This is a genomic window from Pseudomonas sp. CFII68, assembly GCF_000416195.1.
GTDB lineage: Bacteria > Pseudomonadota > Gammaproteobacteria > Pseudomonadales > Pseudomonadaceae > Aquipseudomonas > Aquipseudomonas kilonensis.
The window spans coordinates 152,557-169,960 of sequence record NZ_ATLN01000125.1 but is presented as its reverse complement, the minus strand read 5'-3'; the positions used below and the strand labels follow the sequence as shown (position 1 = coordinate 169,960).

General features: G+C 60.8%; 20 protein-coding genes. 4 read left to right on the top strand and 16 right to left on the bottom strand.

What is annotated here, in order from left to right; genetic code table 11:
* Window positions 1-90 precede the first annotated feature (90 nt).
* Window positions 91-723, top strand: coding sequence for a glutathione S-transferase family protein (locus tag CFII68_RS01855; protein ID WP_018613600.1), 633 nt, complete (start codon window positions 91-93; stop codon window positions 721-723).
* Window positions 724-728: 5 nt separating this feature from the next.
* On the opposite strand, the gene CFII68_RS01860 is transcribed toward CFII68_RS01855, so the two are convergent.
* Window positions 729-1,211 (bottom strand): GNAT family N-acetyltransferase, encoded by a 483-nt coding sequence (locus tag CFII68_RS01860; protein ID WP_018613598.1) that lies wholly within the window; start codon window positions 1,209-1,211, stop codon window positions 729-731.
* Window positions 1,212-1,328: 117 nt separating this feature from the next.
* Here CFII68_RS01860 and CFII68_RS01865 point away from each other — a divergent pair, with 117 nt between their 5' ends.
* From CFII68_RS01865 to CFII68_RS01875, 3 genes are all read left to right on the top strand, one after another.
* Complete coding sequence (locus CFII68_RS01865; protein ID WP_018613596.1) at window positions 1,329-1,985, top strand: HD domain-containing protein; 657 nt, start codon at window positions 1,329-1,331, stop codon at window positions 1,983-1,985.
* A gap of 84 nt (window positions 1,986-2,069) precedes the next feature.
* Window positions 2,070-2,414 carry a hypothetical protein gene (locus CFII68_RS01870; protein WP_018613594.1) on the top strand — a complete coding sequence of 115 codons (345 nt, stop codon included), beginning with the start codon at window positions 2,070-2,072 and terminating at the stop codon, window positions 2,412-2,414.
* 32 nt (window positions 2,415-2,446) lie between these two features.
* Window positions 2,447-2,827 carry a Rho termination factor N-terminal domain-containing protein gene (locus tag CFII68_RS01875; RefSeq protein ID WP_018613593.1) on the top strand — a complete coding sequence of 127 codons (381 nt, stop codon included), beginning with the start codon at window positions 2,447-2,449 and terminating at the stop codon, window positions 2,825-2,827.
* Window positions 2,828-3,282: 455 nt separating this feature from the next.
* Here CFII68_RS01875 and araH read toward each other — a convergent pair whose 3' ends face one another.
* The 15 genes from araH to mltG form a co-directional block, all read right to left on the bottom strand.
* Window positions 3,283-4,251 carry an L-arabinose ABC transporter permease AraH gene (gene araH, locus CFII68_RS01880; RefSeq protein WP_003204223.1) on the bottom strand — a complete coding sequence of 323 codons (969 nt, stop codon included), beginning with the start codon at window positions 4,249-4,251 and terminating at the stop codon, window positions 3,283-3,285.
* Between the two features lie 10 nt (window positions 4,252-4,261).
* On the bottom strand, window positions 4,262-5,806 hold the full coding sequence (gene araG / locus CFII68_RS01885; protein ID WP_018613592.1) for an L-arabinose ABC transporter ATP-binding protein AraG: 1,545 nt from the start codon (window positions 5,804-5,806) through the stop codon (window positions 4,262-4,264).
* Between the two features lie 75 nt (window positions 5,807-5,881).
* Window positions 5,882-6,886 (bottom strand): substrate-binding domain-containing protein, encoded by a 1,005-nt coding sequence (locus tag CFII68_RS01890; protein WP_018613591.1) that lies wholly within the window; start codon window positions 6,884-6,886, stop codon window positions 5,882-5,884.
* Between the two features lie 175 nt (window positions 6,887-7,061).
* On the bottom strand, window positions 7,062-7,880 hold the full coding sequence (locus CFII68_RS01895; protein WP_018613590.1) for an SDR family oxidoreductase: 819 nt from the start codon (window positions 7,878-7,880) through the stop codon (window positions 7,062-7,064).
* 236 nt (window positions 7,881-8,116) lie between these two features.
* A complete protein-coding gene (locus tag CFII68_RS01900; protein ID WP_018613589.1) occupies window positions 8,117-8,992 on the bottom strand; it encodes an SMP-30/gluconolactonase/LRE family protein in 876 nt (291 codons plus the stop codon).
* Window positions 8,989-9,735, bottom strand: a complete 747-nt coding sequence (locus CFII68_RS01905; protein ID WP_003204233.1) for a FadR/GntR family transcriptional regulator — start codon at window positions 9,733-9,735, stop codon at window positions 8,989-8,991. Before CFII68_RS01905 ends, CFII68_RS01900 begins: the two co-directional genes overlap by 4 nt.
* A gap of 158 nt (window positions 9,736-9,893) precedes the next feature.
* Window positions 9,894-10,454 (bottom strand): DUF1285 domain-containing protein, encoded by a 561-nt coding sequence (locus CFII68_RS01910; protein ID WP_018613588.1) that lies wholly within the window; start codon window positions 10,452-10,454, stop codon window positions 9,894-9,896.
* A 15-nt stretch (window positions 10,455-10,469) separates the two neighbouring features.
* A complete protein-coding gene (locus CFII68_RS01915; protein WP_018613586.1) occupies window positions 10,470-11,075 on the bottom strand; it encodes a DUF4823 domain-containing protein in 606 nt (201 codons plus the stop codon).
* Window positions 11,076-11,262: 187 nt separating this feature from the next.
* Complete coding sequence (locus tag CFII68_RS01920) at window positions 11,263-12,231, bottom strand: GTP 3',8-cyclase MoaA (protein ID WP_014339493.1); 969 nt, start codon at window positions 12,229-12,231, stop codon at window positions 11,263-11,265.
* A 153-nt stretch (window positions 12,232-12,384) separates the two neighbouring features.
* Window positions 12,385-13,023, bottom strand: a complete 639-nt coding sequence (locus tag CFII68_RS01925; RefSeq protein ID WP_003204240.1) for a TetR/AcrR family transcriptional regulator — start codon at window positions 13,021-13,023, stop codon at window positions 12,385-12,387.
* 384 nt (window positions 13,024-13,407) lie between these two features.
* A complete protein-coding gene (locus tag CFII68_RS01930) occupies window positions 13,408-14,202 on the bottom strand; it encodes a TatD family hydrolase (protein ID WP_018613583.1) in 795 nt (264 codons plus the stop codon).
* Between the two features lie 11 nt (window positions 14,203-14,213).
* Window positions 14,214-14,570: a PilZ domain-containing protein gene (locus CFII68_RS01935; protein WP_018613579.1), complete on the bottom strand. Its 357-nt coding sequence runs from the start codon at window positions 14,568-14,570 to the stop codon at window positions 14,214-14,216.
* A 42-nt stretch (window positions 14,571-14,612) separates the two neighbouring features.
* Entirely contained in the window at window positions 14,613-15,599 is a 987-nt protein-coding gene (locus CFII68_RS01940; RefSeq protein ID WP_018613577.1) for a DNA polymerase III subunit delta', read from the bottom strand.
* Window positions 15,592-16,224: a dTMP kinase gene (gene tmk, locus CFII68_RS01945; RefSeq protein WP_018613575.1), complete on the bottom strand. Its 633-nt coding sequence runs from the start codon at window positions 16,222-16,224 to the stop codon at window positions 15,592-15,594. Before tmk ends, CFII68_RS01940 begins: the two co-directional genes overlap by 8 nt.
* A 19-nt stretch (window positions 16,225-16,243) precedes the next feature.
* Complete coding sequence (gene mltG / locus CFII68_RS01950) at window positions 16,244-17,404, bottom strand: endolytic transglycosylase MltG (RefSeq protein ID WP_033062933.1); 1,161 nt, start codon at window positions 17,402-17,404, stop codon at window positions 16,244-16,246.

Genomic DNA, 17,404 nt, shown 5'->3' with positions numbered 1-17,404 from the left:
ACTGCATAGATCAACCACAAAGCCAATCGCCATCCGTCCAAGACCCTGCTACGTTTCTGAACGGACGCCAAACAACTCAGGGAAAAAGTGATGGGACAACAGCTGAAAATCCTCGGCCGCACTTCCTCGATCAATGTCAGGAAAGTGTTGTGGACCTGCCAGGAACTGGAAATCGCCTACGAGCGCGAAGACTGGGGCATTGGTTTTTCTTCGACCCAAGACCCGGATTTCCTGGCCTTGAATCCCAATGCCCAGGTGCCGGTGATCATTGATGAGAACGGTGTGCTCTGGGAGTCGAACACCATTTGCCGCTATCTGGTGGGCAAACATGGGCGCAACGATCTGCTGCCTGTCGAGCCTGCCACCCGGGCGCGCATTGAACAGTGGATGGACTGGCAAGCCACAGAGCTCAACCCGTCATGGGGCTACGCATTCCACGCCCTGGTACGCAAGAATCCGGACTTCCAGGACCCACAGCGCATCGCCGCCGGCGTCAAAGGCTGGAACGAGAAGATGGGGTTGCTGGAGCAGCAGTTGAACCGCACCGGCGCCTACGTGGCCGGTACGGCGTTTTCCCTTGCGGATGTGCTCATCGGCCTGTCGGTGCACCGCTGGCGCCAGGCGCCCATGGAGCGTCCCGACTATCCGGCCGTGGCGGCCTACTGCAAACGCCTCGAACAGCGACCGGGGTTTGCCGAGTACGCATCCGCCGCGCACTCATGAAGTGCTCAGTTGCCGTTAGCGAAATCCCGTAGCACCTTGCCGTCCATTCGGTAGCGCACCCACTCTTCCTGGGGTTGCGCGCCGAGGGATTTGTAGAACTCGATGGCCGGCGTGTTCCAGTCCAGCACACTCCATTCGAAACGCCCGCAATCGTTGTCACAGGCAATTTTCGCCAAATGGCGCAGCAACGTCTTGCCCGCCCCGCCACCGCGCTGGTCAGGCGTGATGTACAAGTCTTCGAGGTACAGGCAGTTGCTGCCCAGCCAGGTGGAATAACTGAAGAAGAACACCGCGAAACCGATCGGCACGCCATCACGCAGGCAGATCAACCCGTGGGCCGTTGCGCCTTCGCTGAACAGGCTGCGCTCGATGTCCGCCACACTGGCGATGACTTCGTGGCGGGCCTTTTCGTAATCGGCAAGCTCAGTGATGAAGGCAAGGATTTGAGGCGCATCGCTGGGTTGCGCAGGACGGATCTCGATGGACATGAACAGGCCTTGTAGCCAATTGAAAGCGCCATACTAAGCCGCCACGGGGCGCTCGTCACATATGAAAATGAACATCATCCACGAACCCTCGAAGTACTGACATACAAAGGATCTGTCATGACCGCTGCCGCCTTTGCACCTTTTCAAACCGTCGCTGCCCAGTTGTTGCCTCATGCATTGGAGCCATCGGAGGATGGCGCTCACGATCTGTCACACCTGCAACGGGTCTGGCACAACGTACGCTTGCTCCACCGTCATGAAGGCGGTGACCTGCTTATCCTGCTGGCGGCAACATTGCTGCATGACTGCGTGGCGGTGGAAAAAAATTCACCGCTGCGCGCCCAGGCCTCCCGCTTGGCAGCGGATAAGGCATCGACACTGTTGTCGACACTGAACTGGCCAAACGAAAAAATCAGCGCCGTTGCCCATGCCATCGAGGCTCACAGTTTTTCGGCCAATATCGCAGCGATCACACTCGAAGCCAAAATTCTCCAGGACGCCGACCGCCTAGACTCATTGGGCCTGCTCGGGGTGGCGCGCACATTCTATGTGGCCGGACGCATGGGCAGCGCACTCTATGACCCTCAGGATCCGCAGGCCAAGTCCCGGGATTACGATGATCGACGTTTCTGCCTCGATCATTTCCAGACCAAATTGTTGCACCTGGCCAACGGTTTCCAGACTGCCACCGGGCAACACATGGCGCTGACCCGTCACGAAAAACTAAAAAACTTCATGGAGCAATTCATCGAAGAAGCCGGACTCGACGGCTAGACCATTCGTCGCACCCGAGGCACCAACCCAAATCCAGCGAGGCCCAAGATCAGGTAAGCATTCTGAAAAATGGAGGCGACACCCATGATCACTTCAAGGCTGACCGCATTCACCTTCGCCGCGTTGCTGTCCTCGGTGGCCTTCGCAGCTTCCACCTCCGGCACCGGGCCGACCGATCCTGTGCAAGCACCCAACTCTCCCGCAACCCAAGGCCTGCCCAAATTGAACACCGACGGTACTGGCGGCGGCCTGAACAATGGCCAGCCACCCGCCACCGGCACCGATCCGCGTGTGCAGGGTAATGACACGGGTCGTCAGGGCGGCATGAACACACCGGACTCGACAGCGCCTGATAACGCCGAGACCGGGGTGGGCTCAAAGACCACGACCGGTGGGTCGGGCTCCGAAGGTGGCGCCGCCAGCCAATAGCCTCTGCTCAGACATTTGAGGAGGAACATCCCATGCCTCGTGGAAGCAAAGACAAATACACCGCCGAACAAAAGCGCAAGGCCGCACACATTGAAAAAAGCTACGAGAAAAAAGGCGTGTCCGAGAACGAAGCCGAGGCACGCGCCTGGGCGACCGTGAACAAGCAGTCCGGTGGTGGCGAACGCACCGGTGGTTCAGGCCAGGAAAAGCCGGCGGCGGCCAAGAAAACCGACCGCAAGGAATCGGCCCGCCGCGCCGCCAAGACCCGCGAAGGTCACCCGCGCACCAGTAAAGCCTCCCATGGAACCCAGACAGTGGACAGCCTGATGAAGGAGGCCCGGGCGAAAAACATTCCCGGGCGCTCGAGGATGCGTAAGCAGGAGTTGGTGGAGGCGTTGCGCAAGGCGGGGTGATTGTCGGCGTCTGGGTGGACGCCTTCGCGAGCAGGCTCGCTCCCACAGGGGATCTGCGGTGTGCAGGGGGTCTGAGCCTCCCACATTGGATCTGCGCCGTGCCGAAGTTTCTGCGCCTGGCACGACACCTGTGGGAGCGGGCTTGCTCGCGAAAGCGGTGGGTCAGCGAAGGAGGTGTTGGATGTGCCGACGCCTTCGCGAGCAGGCTCGCTCCCACAGGTTTTTGTGCCAGGGCGCAGAACCCCGGCACAGGCACAGAGCCAGTGTGGGAGCGGGCTTGCTCGCGAAAGCGGTGGGTCAGCGAAGGAGGTGTTGGATGTGCCGACGCCTTCGCGAGCAAGCCCGCTCCCACACTGGCTCTGTGCCTGTGCCGGGGTTCTGCGCCCTGGCACAAAAACCTGTGGGAGCGAGCTTGCTCGCGATGGCGGTAGATCAGTCGCCAGTAAGCCTGCCGTCTAGCGTTGTTTCAAGCGGTCAATCACCACCGCCAGCAGCAGGATCGAGCCGCGGATGACGTATTGGTAGAAGGTGTCGATGTTCTTCAGGTTCATCGCGTTTTCGATGATCGCCAAAATCAGCACGCCGGCGATGACGTGGCGGATCATGCCGATACCACCGCTCAACGACACCCCACCCAGCACGCAAGCCGAGATCACGGTCAGTTCGAAGCCTTGGCCGATCATCGGTTGGCCGGAGGTCATGCGCGATGCCAGGATCACCCCAGCCAGGGCGCCGATCACGCCATGCACGGCGAAGATGATGATCTTGGTGCGATCAACGTTCACCCCCGCCAACAACGCCGCTTCCTGGTTGCCACCGATGGCCATGGTGTTGCGCCCGTAGGTGGTGTAATTCAGCAGCCAACCGAAAAACAGGAAGCAGGCGATGGTGATCAGGATCGGCACCGGTACGCCGAACAATTGGCCATTGCCGAACACGAAGAACGATTCCTGCGACACACCCACCGCCTTGCCGTTGGCAAAGATGTAGGCCAGGCCGCGGACGATCTGCATCGTTGCCAGGGTGGTGATCAACGCGTTGACCCGCAGCTTGGCGATGACGATGCCGTTGATCAGGCCAACGATCAGCCCCATCACCAGCGCCGCGCTGACGCCGAGGAACACGCTGTTGGTGTCGCGCATCACCACCGCCGCGACCACGCCGGCACAGGCAATCACCGAACCGACCGACAAGTCGAAGTGCCCGGACGCCAGGCAATACAACATAGTGCAGGCCGCGATGCCGGTGGTGGAAATCGCCAGGCCCAGGCCGCGCATGTTCAGCGGCGACAGGAAGTTGTCGATCATCAGGGTGCAGAGCACGAAGATGCCGATGGCCGCCAGCAGCATGACCCAGTCATCCAGGAAACGGCGCAGGTCCAGGGGTTTGCGTGCCGTTGGCAGTGCATTGTTTTGAATGGTCATGATTTACCTCTCAGTTCGCCGCGTCGGCAACGCGTTGGCGCGGCAGCGCCAGTTGCAGCAGGTTGGATTCGTTGGCCTGGTCACGCGACAGCTCGCCGCGCATGGCCCCTTCGCAGAGCACCAGGATTCGGTCGGAAATGCCCATCACTTCCATCAGGTCGCTGGACACCACAATCACCGCGATGCCGTCGGCCGCCAGGTTGTGGATAATCTGATAGATCTCCGCCTTGGCGCCGATGTCGATGCCGCGAGTGGGCTCGTCCAGCAGCAGGACTTTCATCGGCATCGACAGCCAGCGACCGAGAATCGCCTTCTGCTGGTTGCCGCCGGACAGGTACATGATTTTCTGGCTGGCCGCCGGGGTCTTCACTTTCAGCGACTTGATTTGCTTGTCGGCATTGCCCCGCTCCCAGTCGCCACGCAACAGGCAGCCGAGCGTGGAATGAGACGAGCGCGCACTGATGTTGATGTTCTCGCCCACGCTGCCCAACGGAATGATGCCTTCCTTCTTGCGATCCTCCGGGCAGAGCAGCACGCCCGCGGCGATGGCATCCCTTGGTGAACGCAATTTCAGTTCCTTGCCGTGCAAGACCAGGCTGCCCTCGCGCTGACGCTCCAGGCCACTGAGCAAGCGAAAAAGCTCGGTACGACCGGCGCCGACCAGCCCGAACAAGCCGAGGATCTCGCCCTTGTGCACCTGGAAACTCACTGGTTCGCGCAAGCCCGGCCCCAACAGGCCCTTCACTTGCAGCGCCACATCGCCGCGCTCCCGAGGACGGTAGTCATAGATGTCCTGGATATCGCGACCGACCATGCACGTGACGAGTTGATCATGGGTCAACTCGCTCATGTTCTCGAAGGTCCGCACGTAACGACCGTCCTTGAACACCGTCACCGCGTTACAGATACGGAACACCTCCTCCATGCGGTGACTGACGTACAGCACCACTTTGCCCTCGTCCCGCAGGCGGGCGATGATCGCCATCAAACGGTCGATTTCACGGGCCGACAGGCTACTGGTGGGTTCGTCGAAAGCAATGACGTGGGCACCACGGGACAAGGCCTTGGCGATTTCCACCAATTGGCGCTGGCCGAGGGACAGGCGACCGACTTTTTCCTGCGGGTCGATTTCGTCGGCCAGGCCCTTGAGCAGCATCAGCGCCTGCTGGCGCAACACGCCCCGATTGACCAGGCCGAAACGCGCCGGCAAATGGCCGAGAAACAGGTTTTCAGCGACGGTCATTTCCGGCACCAGGTGCAGCTCCTGATGAATCACCGCCACACCGCTGGCGATGCTGTCGGCAGTGCCCTTGAACGCCATCGTCTGCTCGCCGATCTGCAAGTCGCCGCTGCTCGGGATGTAGGCACCGCCCAGAATCTTGAGCAGCGTGGACTTGCCGGCGCCGTTTTCACCCATCAAGGCATGGACCTGCCCCGGATGGGCAACGAAACTGATATTGGCCAGCGCCTGCACGCCGGGAAAGGACTTGCCGATCCCGTTGAATCGCAAGCTGCCGCCGATGTTGTGTTGCCGTGTCGCTGTTTGCGCTTGCATAACCACCTCGAACTTACAGAGATCAAGCGACCCCGCCACTCAAGTGACCAGGGCCGCTTTTGAATCAACCGGCCGTCAGTTCCACAGGCCGATCTTTTCCAGCTCTTGCTTGAAGTTCTCCCGGGTGATCAGCGTCACCTCGTCCATGGCGGTGTACTTCGGCGGCTCTTTGCCCGTGGTGATCCACTCGTACATCATCGCGGCGGTGTTGTAGCCTTCGAGGTGCGGGCTAGGCAGCATCGAACCGAAGAAGCCGCTGTTGGGTTTTTTCAACTCACCGATGGCGTCAGTGCCGTTGATGCCGATGCCGATCACATTGGCCGCCTTGAACCCGGCGGCTTCGGTGGCGCGCACGCCGCCCAGCACGGTGTTGTCGTTCATGCCGCCGATGATCAGGTTTTTCGCGGCGCTTGGCAGTTTCACCAGGGCCGAGTTAGTGGAGTCCATGCTGCCGGGTACGTCGAGGGTTTTCAGGGCGGCTGTGAGGATGTGATCTTTCGGCATACCGGCATCTTCAAGAGACTTTATCGAACCGTCGGTGCGCTTCTTGCCAGTGTCCAATTCGTTGTAGGTGTTGATCACCGCGTAGGTGTCCTTCCAATCCCAGCCGCGTTTTTTCGCTTCAGCGGCCATGGCGGCGCCCTGCTTCTGGCCCACCTCGAACGCGGCCATGCCCAGGTACGGCACGTCTTCCATGAACTTGCCGCTGGCGTCGACGAAACGGTCGTCCACGGCAATCACCTTGAGATCGTTGAGCTTGGCCTTGGCCATGATGGCCGGGCCGAGGGACACGTCCGGCGGGCAGATCACGAAGCCCTTGGCCCCGTTGGCGGCCAGGCTGTCGATGGCCGAGAGGGTTTTCTCGCCGTCGGGCACGGCGATCTTGATCAACTGGAAGCCTTTATCCTTGGCCGCCTTCTCGGCAAACGCCCATTCGGTCTGGAACCAAGGCTCCTCGGCCTGCTTGACCAGGAAACCAATTTTTACCGCATCGGCCGCCAGCAAGTGACTGCTGAGACTGACCGCGGTAACCGCCAGGGCGGCGCGACACAGGGAACGGATCCCACGACGATGTTTCATAGTTGACTCCTTGTTTTTTTTATTGAAAGCCAAACGTCCAGGTTTCTGCTCCACCGTCGGTGGAAATGCGCAGGCTGGGCGGTTACATCAAGTTGCTACACAGCATAGGCCTGAATAGTCATATCGTATGATGATTGGATTGCAGGCGAAGTTTCCCACTGCAATCCAGGAATATTCAGTCGTGGTACATGACCGAACGTCCCCCATCGATGGTGATACATGAGGCATTGATAAACGGTGCTTCGTCACTGGCCAGGAACACGGCCGTCATTGCCACTTCGATCGGTTGCCCGACGCGCCGTGGCGGGTGCAGATCCAGCGCACGCTGGCGTTCGGCATGGGGATCGGCAAAGCCGTTCCAGTAGTCGACGTTCAGTTGGGTTTCGATATAACCCGGGGCGATGGCGTTGACGCGTACCCCTTTAGGCGCGTATTCGATGCCCAGGGCGCGAGTCAGGCCGAGCAGGCCATGCTTGGCCACCGGGTAAGGGAAACAGCCGGGAATGATGTGGGACGAATGGACCGAGGCAATGTTGATGATACTGCCCACGCCCTGCTCGATCATCTGTGGCAACACGGCCTTGCAACCGTACCAGGCGCCGTCCAGATCGATGGCGAAGCAGCGACGCCAGTCCTCTTCGGTCATTTCCAGCGGGTCACGGAAGACATTGACGCCAGCGCAGTTGACCAACACATCGATGCGACCGTGCAGCTCGACGGCACGCCGGGCCATGGCCTGCAAGTCCTGCTGCTTCGACACATCGACCTGCAGCGCTTGCACGTCGGCCCCGCGTTCACGCCAATGGGCGGCCACCGCCTCGACCTTCTGCGCCTGGATATCGCTGATCACCAACCGGGCCTGTTGCGACGCGAACGCCGCGACGATGGCCTCGCCAATGCCTTGGGCGGCACCGGTCAACAGCACGACCTTGTCTTTCAGGCGCTCGCCCTTCGGTGGCTCCGGCACGGGTGGCAAGACCAAGGGCTCAGCCATGGTTCAAGCCTCCTGCGCGCGGGCACGAGAAAAACCGGGCATCCACGGATGACCGGCGCAAAGGCGCTTGAAAGAACAGTGGCCGGCGTACGCCGCCGGGGCGTACGGGGAAAGATCGTTGCATCACTTCACCTGTTTTGTTTTTTTAGTGTGAGTGCGTATTGCCGATGGAGCCGACTATAAACCCGGCCGCCAAATAATCTCAATATATATATTTACATCCCATATTTTGGGATTCAGCCTGCAAACCTTGTACACGCCACGCCAGGCACGTCGACACGCATCGACAGCACGGCACCGTCCAGCGGATGACCCAATGGGCTCGCCGCGCTGGTGATGTACAACGTCTTGAGGTCTTCGCCGCCGAACACACAACTGGTCGGGCGGCTGACGGGCAGTTCGATCACCCGATCGACCTGCCCGTCCGGATTCAGCCGCAACAAGCAACTGCCGTCCCAGCGGGCGTTCCAGATATAGCCCCGGGCATCCATCGCCGAACCATCCGGGCCGCCACGGGGATGGGGGCCGAACCAGACTTCGGCAGGCGCCAGGTTGCCTTCCGGGTAGATAAAGTGCCGATACAACGTGCCATCCAGGCTGTCGCCGAAATACACCGTGGTGCCATCGGGGCTCCAGAGCAACGTGTTCGGAATACCCAGCCCGCGCAACAAGGGCATGACCCGGCCATCACCGGCGACGCGAAACAGCCCGCCGGAGCGCCGCTCGATGGGCAAGTCCTCGCCTTCGTCACCGATATTGTTCTGCATGGTGCCGAGCCAGAGTTGACCCAGGGCGTCGCAACGGGCCTCGTTGGGACGATTGCCTGGCTGGGGATCGGCCATGCACAGCAGCGTCAGGCGCGGTTCCAGGCCCGGAGAATCGAGATCAAGGCGGTAGACCCCACTGCTCAGGGTCACCAAGGCGTCGCCACTCTGGGTCGGAATGAAAGCGGAGACATACTCGGGCATCTGCCAGATCTGTACGTTGGCGCCAATCAACCGCAGTGCCTGCTTGCCGGCGATATCGACCCAATACAACGCCTGGGTCGGCTCGTCCCAGAAGGGCCCCTCGCCCAACTTCGCCCGGTGTTCCGTCACAGCCGTCCACTTCATTGAAATCTCCCGTTCCCGGCTTGCCCGGCAGCGTCTGTTCGACCGGCCATGACATTGGGGTAAAAGCGTTTGATGGCCAGGTCAGCGTTATCGATCAGGGTCATGCAGGCCCAGACGCCCCGCGCCGCGTCACGGGCGGCGATGGCGTCGGCGATGTCCTTGTGGATGGGCAAGGTGCGGCGCAGTTCATCCGGGTCGGCCGCCGACACCTCGAACGACACCGCCAACAGCGCACCGAGGGCCGGAACCATTTGCTCGATGAACTGATTATGGCTGGCAGCGAGGATGCACTCATGGAAAAACTGGTCGGCACGGTTGTAATCGGCGCCGCTGTCCACAGCTCGCTCCAGTGCATGGTAGGCCAGGCGGATCGCCTGCACCTGATCGGCCGTGGCCCGCTCGCAGGCCCAGCGCACCGCCATCGGCTCGATGGTGCGACGCAGGTCCAGCAAGTCGTCGACAAAGTTTTCCGGCAGGCCGCTGCGTGACAGCCAGCCCACCACTTGAGGGTCGAACAGGTTCCAGCGCCGCACCGGCAACACCCGCGTGCCGACTTTCGGCCCGACTTCCAGCATGCCTTTGGCCACCAGGGTCTTGATCGCCTCGCGAATCACCGTGCGACTGACGCCCAGTTGCTCGCCCAAGTCTGCTTCGACCTTGATGGTTTGCCCAGGCTTGACCTGGCCGGCGGCTATCCAGCCCCCCAGCCAATCGACGGTCGATGCATGAAAACTGCTGGACATGAAAACCCCGCGGACCACTCTTATTGGAGACCCACGCTAATCATCATATGATTGGGTGTCAATTTGAATTTTGCATACCCCTGTGCGAGCGAGCTTGCTCGCGATAGCAGTCGTCCAGCCGACACAGATGTTGGATCAACCATCACTCCCGCAAGGGGTCAGGGCTCCAGGCCGATAGGGAAAAACTCGCCGCCGCTCCACACGCCCAACCAGCGCTGTCCGTCGATCTCGCGGCTGACCGCCAGCTCCACCAGTTGGTAGAACACATTGCGATGGATCAGTGCTTCGAGATTGCTGCGCACATGCACGTAGGGCGCGGGTTCCTGGGTCTGGGGATCGATCACCACCCGCAGCGGATGCTCGGCACCGGCCTCGGTGGTTTCCTCGACATTGGTGGTGAAGCGCAACAACTGCCCTTCCCCCTGCCCTTCGACCTCAAGGGTCACGGCCACGAACGGCGTATCGTCGACCTTGATGCCGACTTTTTCCACAGGGGTAATCAGGAAGTAATCATCGCCGTCGCGGCGGATGATGGTGGAGAACAGCTTGACCATCGGCTTGCGCCCGATGGGTGTGCCCAGGTAATACCAGGTGCCGTCCCGGGCGATGCGCATGTCGATGTCGCCGCAGAAGTCGGGGTTCCACAAGTGGACCGGCGGCAGGCCTTTGGTCTTGGGGATCTGCCCCAGCAAGTCATTGGCTTTTTGCGGTCCGCTCATGGTGACTCCTTACATTTATTCGTTGCTCATCCCCAGCAGGCTGCGGGCATATTCACGCAAAGGCGGGGCGATGAGGTCTTGTGGCTGCTTGTCGTGCAACGTCAGTAAACCGCCACGACTCTTGATGCGTGCAGTATCAATCAAATACTGGGTGCTGGTCTCGATCAACATGATTTGAATCACGCTGGTATCGACGCCCAGACGATCCACGGCTTCTTCATCCTGCCATTCGTCAGTGTTGCCAATGCGGTTGTCGGCCTTGGCGAAGCGGGTGTACAGCAAATAATGGGCGCCGGCGGAACGGGCTTCGCCCATGGCCTGGTCGAGGCCTTCGGGAACACGGGCGCGACGGACCATGGGGAAATATTCGATGAAGCCATTGAAGGCTTCCTCGGCCACGACGTTGGGACGCGGATAGGCACTGCCTGGCGGAGCAAAGGCGCCCTGGGCAATGTAGATGAACGAGTCTGGCTGAATACGCAGGTTGTTCACACGACGGCTGTCGCTATGGTCCAGCAGGCCAGCGTCGCTCATGTGGTAACGAACACCCTCTCCCATGTCGCTGACATTCATGCAGCCACCAAGCGCCAAAACGGCCAGCAGCAAAACCAGGCTACGCATCCTACCCTCCAAAAACCGGTGTCGGAAAACCGGCGAATGGTCGTGGGATGCAGCTTTTGCGCCAGCTCATCGAGATGGGGGGCAGATGTATCCAAGTGAATGGGAAATTGCTATCGCGGGCAAGCCTTGCTCCCACATGGTAAGCGTCGTACTTGTGGGAGCAAGGCTTGCCCGCGATAGCAATAGATCAGCCGCCGATGATTTTCATGATGGTCGCGCCGCCGGAGAATGCCACTTCCTGCTTGTCCCCCAACGCCTTGACCAGCAAGCGCTGAAGCGCCGGCAAGGCCTGGTGACGGGGCTTGTCCAGCAGGTCGCCGACGAAGTGACGGTTACTCGACGACAGGCAGCCGTGCAGCCAGCCCGTGGAAGACAACCGCAGGCGCGAACAGGTACGGCAAAACGGCACGCTTTCGTTGGCGATCACGCCAAAGTGACCCAGCCCCGGTATCTCATAGCGCACCGCCGTGGCATCCACCGGGGCGTCGGCTTGCAGGTATTCGTATTGATCGCCAATCAGGCTCAGCAACTGTTGAAGGCTGACGAACTGCTGCAAAAATGCGTTGGAATCGCTGGCCAGATGGCCCATGCGCATCAACTCGATGAAACGCAACTCATAGCCACGTTCCAGGCAGTATTCGAGCAAAGGCATCACCTGGTCCAGGTTCTGCCCGCGCAACGGCACCATGTTGACCTTGATCTTCATCCCGGTGGCCCGGGCCTGCTCCATACCATCAAGCACGGTCGCCAGGTCGCCGCCACGGGCGATACTGCGAAACGCGGCAGGGTCCAGGGTGTCGAGGGAAACATTGATACGACGGATACCGGCGTCTACCAGCAACGGCAGCTTTTTCGCCAGCAACTGGCCATTGGTGGTCAGGCTGATGTCCTCCAGCCCCATCTGCCCCACCGCCGTCATGAAACGCTCGAGCTTGGGGCTGACCAACGGTTCGCCGCCAGTGATGCGCAGCCGCTCGATGCCGGCGGCCTCGATCAAATAGGCTACGCCACGCGCCATGGCCTCGGCCGACAGTTCATCCTGCGCAGCCACCAACCGCTTGCCGTCAGGCACGCAGTAGGTACAGGCGTAATTGCAGGCGGAGGTCAGGCTTATCCGCAGATTACGGAAACGCCTGCCTTGACGGTCAACGATCATGGATCACTCCGGCACGAGAAAAATCGGACTCGCGAAAATTGACCTAGAAATCAAGATTCCGCAAGACCCAAGCCTGAGTATATTACTGGGACACTGCGCCATGTAAGCGGACATGGCGCAATAAGACAGCTGAATGTCTTGGCCTGTGCGGCCTTAGCTGCTCGGGACGTCGGTATCGCGCTTGCGCTTGTTGCCCATGCGCACGCCGATGTCCATCAGGAACTGGAAGAAACCTTCCTGGTCTTCCAGCACGTTGCTCCAGAACGGCGAGTGATACAGCGCCACCGCACCGTGCACCAGCGCCCAGGCAGCGCAGTAATGGAAATAAGGCGGCACGTCTTCGAGCTTGCCTTCGCTGATCCGGCCCTTGATCAGCAGGGTCAGGCGTTCGAAGTTCGAGGCGCGGATCTTGTGCAGCTCCTCGACCATTTCCGGCACCTGGTTGCCCTTGACCACCTTCTCTTCCAGGCGATCGAACAAGCGGTAGCGCTGCGGGTCGCGCATGCGGAACTCGAAGTAGGCCCGGGACAGGGCCTCCTTGTCCTTGTCCACATCGGCCGAGTGCAGCAGCTCGTTCAAATCGCGTTCGTAGTCGAGCATCAGGCGCAGGTAGATCTCCGCCTTGGATTTGAAATGTTTATAAATCGTGCCTTTGCCGATACCCACGGCATCCGCAATCATCTCGACGGTGACACTGTCTTCACCCTGGTCGAGGAACAACTTGAGCGCGGTGTCGAGAATTTCCTGCTCGCGGCGGCGAAACTCACGGACCTTACGGGGTTCTTTGTGCATAAGAAAAAGGTCTGAAGGGTCAAAATTCGAAGCCGGGTATTATGCCTAACTTACGCAAAAATGCACGGATCATCCGTTCTCGGCCACTGTTCTTCACAAAACCGTACCCACCCGGCTCGCCGTTTCTCACGCCAATGCGCCGCGCCTGCGAGCTTTGGCGACAGTGAGAACTTATCCGAAGCGAGCGTATTCCAAATTTGTTTAAAAACCGCCCCGGCCAGACTGGACGGGTTGGCATACTGATCAATACTTGAACTGTCGGCGCGACATCTCCCCCAAGTGACGCGCTGATGAAGGTACCAACGGACCGCGTACCTTTGTTTTACTCCTAATGGTCTTAACCCGGATTCACCCCCCAGAACCCGGGTTTTTTTTGCATGGAATTCAGGCTTGCGCCGGACGCACATGAGCCAGCGGAAACAATTGCTTAAAATTTTCCGTCGTCTGCTCGGCAAACCGTTCGTAGGACTCACCGCGCAGCATCGCCAGAAACTCTGCCACTTCCCGTACGTATTGCGGAAGGTTCGGCTTGCCACGATAGGGAATGGGCGCCAGGTAAGGCGAGTCGGTCTCCACCAACAGCCGATCAGCCGGCACCTTGCTGGCAACGTCGCGCAATGCATCGGCATTGCGGAACGTGACAATCCCGGACAAGGAAATGTAATAGCCCATGTCCAGGGCGGCCTTGGCCATGTCCCAGTCTTCGGTGAAGCAATGCAGCACCCCGGCCTGGGGCAGCGCGGCGTCACGCAGCAAGGCCAGGGTGTCGGCCCGGGCGCCACGGGTGTGGATGATCACCGGCTTGCCGGTTTGCCGGGCGGCCTCCAGGTGCAGCCGGAACGACGCCTGCTGCACGTCGGCGGCTTCCGGTTCGTAGTGATAGTCCAGGCCGGTTTCGCCGATGGCGACTACCCGTGGATGGTCCAGCTCACGCAACAGCCAATCGAGCGCCGGCGCGGCGTCGGGCTGGACATCCAGTGGGTGGACACCGACCGAGCAATCGACATCGGCATAACGTTCGGCCAGCGCCTTGACGTCGGCGGCGTTGTCGACGCTGACGCCAATGCACAGGAAATGACCGACACCCCGTTCACGGGCCGCGTCCAGCGCAGCATCCAGGGAGCCGCCATGGGCAGCGAGGTCGAGACGGTCAAGGTGACAATGGGAATCTACAAGCATAAAAGGCCGGGCTACATCGTATGAGTGGGACGGTCGGACTTCAGCGAGCCGGCCAAGTGGGTTTCGATCTGATTGCGGGCGGAATTGTCGCCGTCGCTGAATTGCACGCCGACGCCGGCGGCCCTGTTGCCCTGGGCGCCTTTGGGAGTTATCCAGATCACCTTGCCGGCGACCGGGATCTTTTCCGATTCATCCATCAGGCTCAAGAGCATGAACACTTCATCGCCCAAGCGATAACTCTTGTTGGTCGGAATGAACAGGCCGCCGTTCTTGATGAAGGGCATGTAGGCGGCGTAAAGCACCGACTTGTCCTTGATGGTCAGGGACAGGATGCCGTTGCGTGGCCCGGGACTGACAGGTTCGTTCATGCTGATCTCCGCTGCGATTGAGCTGAGTTTAGGCGGTACCTGTCAGTTTCGACCAGGCAAACTCGCCCACTGCACCAACAGCGCCTCGAGCAACAGCACCCGATTGAGGTTCGCTTTGCCCAACACCTTCTGACGTTGGGCAAGAATCCAGTCCTGGATGTTCAAGATTTTATCCTGGCTGCTTTTTTGCGCCAGGTACTGGATCACCTTGCGCATGTCCGCCAACCCCAGGCCAGTCTCGTCCTCGGTCAACTGGTAACGCAGGATCAGGCTCGACCAGTCGCAGAACCAGTCAAACAGCAAGAGCAACGGGATGGCGTTCCAGCCCTCGGCCAACTGCGTGGGGGATTGTTGCTGCTTGAGCAGTTTCTTGACCCCGTCCACCACCAAGGCCCGCTGCTCACGCACGCCCTGGGCCTGAAGGCTGACAGCCGCCAGGGGCGAGCCGGCCGCCAGGGTCAGCAGCTCGACACGCTCTTCGTCGCTGCTGTCGGGCAAGGCCTGGGCCAGCCACTGCAAGCTCATCGCCTCGCTCGGCAGCGGGCAGGCCTGTTGCACGCAGCGACTCTTGATGGTCGGCAGCAAGCGACTCGGCTGGTGGCTGACCAGCAACAGCACGGTGTCGCCAGAAGGTTCTTCGAGACTTTTAAGCAAGGCGTTGGCAGCGTTGATGTTCATCGACTCGACGGGCTCGATCAGCACCACCTTGCGCCCGCCCATCTGTGAGGTCTGGACCACGAAGCTGACCAGGTCCCGAACCTGGTCGACCTTGATCGCCTTGTCCGCCTCTTCCGGTTCCAGCACATAATTGTCGGGATGGCTGCCGGCCCTGAGCAGCAGGCAGGACTTGCACTCGCCACAGGCGTTCGAGACACCCGGACGCTGGCACAGCAGGCTGGCCATCAGGCGCTCGGCCAGTGCCCGCTTGCCGATGCCGGCCGGGCCATGCAACAGATAGGCATGGGCATGCTGGGCACGACCGGCCAGTTGCTGCCAGAGGCTGTCTTGCCAGGGATAGGCTTCAGCCACGGACACGCTCCAGCAAACGCGGCAGCAAGCCGTCCAGGGACTGTTGGACCTGAGCCAGCGGTTGCGCCGCATCGATCAGCAGGTAACGCGCCGGATCGGCCTTGGCGCGACTCAGGAAGGCACTGCGCACGGCGTTGAAGAAAGCCTGGCCCTCAAGCTCGAAACGATCCAGCCGACCACGGGCACTGGCGCGGGCCAGGCCGATTTCCACCGGCAGGTCGAACACCAGGGTGAGGTCTGGTCGTAGGTCACCCTGGACGAAGGTTTCCAACGCGGCGATGCGCTCCACGGACAAGCCCCGGCCGCCGCCCTGGTAGGCATAGGTCGAATCGGTAAAACGATCGCAGAGCACCACCGCGCCGCGGGCCAGCGCCGGGCGAATCACCTCGGCCAGATGCTGTGCCCTGGCCGCGAACACCAGCAACAGCTCGGTGTCGGGGTTCATGACCTCTTCAATGGGTGCCAGCAGCACCTCGCGAATTCGCTCGGCCAGCGGCGTACCGCCCGGCTCGCGGGTCAACACCACCTCGATGCCGGCAGCCCGCAGGCGTTCGGCCAGGTATTCGCGGTTAGTGCTCTTGCCGGCGCCTTCCGGGCCTTCCAGCGTTATAAACAAGCCAGTCACAGGCGATCCTTAATCAAAGTCATTGCGGGCTCGGCGGCTCGCTGGCATCCGGTTCGGGAGCAGGCACTTGGGGCGGCACCTGGGGTACAGCGTCGGGCGCCGTGTCGGGTGACGCCGCGGGAATGGGTGCCTGTTCGTCCGGCGTTGCCGGGGCCGGGCTGGAGCGGTAATCGGCACGGCGCTTGAGTTGGAATTCACGCACCGCGTTGTTGTGCGACTCCAGGTCATCGGAAAACACGTGGCTGCCGTCACCGCGCGCGACGAAGTAAAGGCTGTTGCCCGACACCGGGTTCAATGCCGCATGAATCGCTTCGCGCCCCACCATCGCAATCGGCGTCGGCGGCAAGCCCGGGATCAGGTAGGTGTTATAGGGGTTCTCTTCTTTCAGATGGGCGCGGGTGAGTTTGCCGGTGTAGCGCTCGCCCAGGCCATAGATCACCGTGGGGTCGGTCTGCAGCAGCATGCCCAGGCGCATGCGCCGCACAAAGACGCCGGCAATCTGCCCGCGTTCCTGGGGCACACCGGTTTCCTTCTCCACCAGGGACGCCATGATCAGCGCCTGATATGGCTGGGTGTAAGGCACATCGGCGGCACGTTGCGCCCACTCCTTGGCGAGCACGTCTTCCAGGCGGTCGTAGGCTTTTTGCAGCAGGTCGACATCCGAGGTGCCGCGCACGAAACGATAGGTGTCCGGGAAGAACCGGCCTTCGGGAAATATCCCGGAGTGACCAAGACGGTCCATGACCTGGCTGTCGCTCAGGCCGGTGAGGGTCTGCTGGAGCTTTTCATCCTTGGCCAGTGCGGCGCGCACCTGGCGGAAGTTCCAGCCCTCCACCAGCGTTACGCTGTACTGCACCACTTCGCCGCGCTTCCAGACACCGATCAGACCTTCCATGGTCATGCCCGGCACCATCCGATATTCACCGGAGTGCAACGGCTGGCCAGCGAGATTGAAGCGCCAATAGATCCGCAGCCAGAAAGCGTCCTTGATCAGGCCATCGGCTTCGAGGCGCTTGAGGGTTCCGGTCGGGGTGGTCCCGTTGGGCACGTCCAGCAATTCTTCCTGGGTGATGTTCAGCGGCTGTTGCAGCGCCGAATGAATCTTCCAGGCCGAAGCGCCCAACAACAGCCCTGCCAGAACCAGTCCGATCTCCAGCAGCAGCAAGAATTTACGTCTCAC

Coding starts and splice junctions, on each gene's coding strand:
- CFII68_RS01855 (WP_018613600.1), top strand. CDS start 91: ATGGGACAACAGCTGAAAATCCTCGGCCGCACTTCCTCGATCAATGTC.
- CFII68_RS01860 (WP_018613598.1), bottom strand. CDS start 1,211: ATGTCCATCGAGATCCGTCCTGCGCAACCCAGCGATGCGCCTCAAATC.
- CFII68_RS01865 (WP_018613596.1), top strand. CDS start 1,329: ATGACCGCTGCCGCCTTTGCACCTTTTCAAACCGTCGCTGCCCAGTTG.
- CFII68_RS01870 (WP_018613594.1), top strand. CDS start 2,070: ATGATCACTTCAAGGCTGACCGCATTCACCTTCGCCGCGTTGCTGTCC.
- CFII68_RS01875 (WP_018613593.1), top strand. CDS start 2,447: ATGCCTCGTGGAAGCAAAGACAAATACACCGCCGAACAAAAGCGCAAG.
- araH (WP_003204223.1), bottom strand. CDS start 4,251: ATGACCATTCAAAACAATGCACTGCCAACGGCACGCAAACCCCTGGAC.
- araG (WP_018613592.1), bottom strand. CDS start 5,806: ATGCAAGCGCAAACAGCGACACGGCAACACAACATCGGCGGCAGCTTG.
- CFII68_RS01890 (WP_018613591.1), bottom strand. CDS start 6,886: ATGAAACATCGTCGTGGGATCCGTTCCCTGTGTCGCGCCGCCCTGGCG.
- CFII68_RS01895 (WP_018613590.1), bottom strand. CDS start 7,880: ATGGCTGAGCCCTTGGTCTTGCCACCCGTGCCGGAGCCACCGAAGGGC.
- CFII68_RS01900 (WP_018613589.1), bottom strand. CDS start 8,992: ATGAAGTGGACGGCTGTGACGGAACACCGGGCGAAGTTGGGCGAGGGG.
- CFII68_RS01905 (WP_003204233.1), bottom strand. CDS start 9,735: ATGTCCAGCAGTTTTCATGCATCGACCGTCGATTGGCTGGGGGGCTGG.
- CFII68_RS01910 (WP_018613588.1), bottom strand. CDS start 10,454: ATGAGCGGACCGCAAAAAGCCAATGACTTGCTGGGGCAGATCCCCAAG.
- CFII68_RS01915 (WP_018613586.1), bottom strand. CDS start 11,075: ATGCGTAGCCTGGTTTTGCTGCTGGCCGTTTTGGCGCTTGGTGGCTGC.
- CFII68_RS01920 (WP_014339493.1), bottom strand. CDS start 12,231: ATGATCGTTGACCGTCAAGGCAGGCGTTTCCGTAATCTGCGGATAAGC.
- CFII68_RS01925 (WP_003204240.1), bottom strand. CDS start 13,023: ATGCACAAAGAACCCCGTAAGGTCCGTGAGTTTCGCCGCCGCGAGCAG.
- CFII68_RS01930 (WP_018613583.1), bottom strand. CDS start 14,202: ATGCTTGTAGATTCCCATTGTCACCTTGACCGTCTCGACCTCGCTGCC.
- CFII68_RS01935 (WP_018613579.1), bottom strand. CDS start 14,570: ATGAACGAACCTGTCAGTCCCGGGCCACGCAACGGCATCCTGTCCCTG.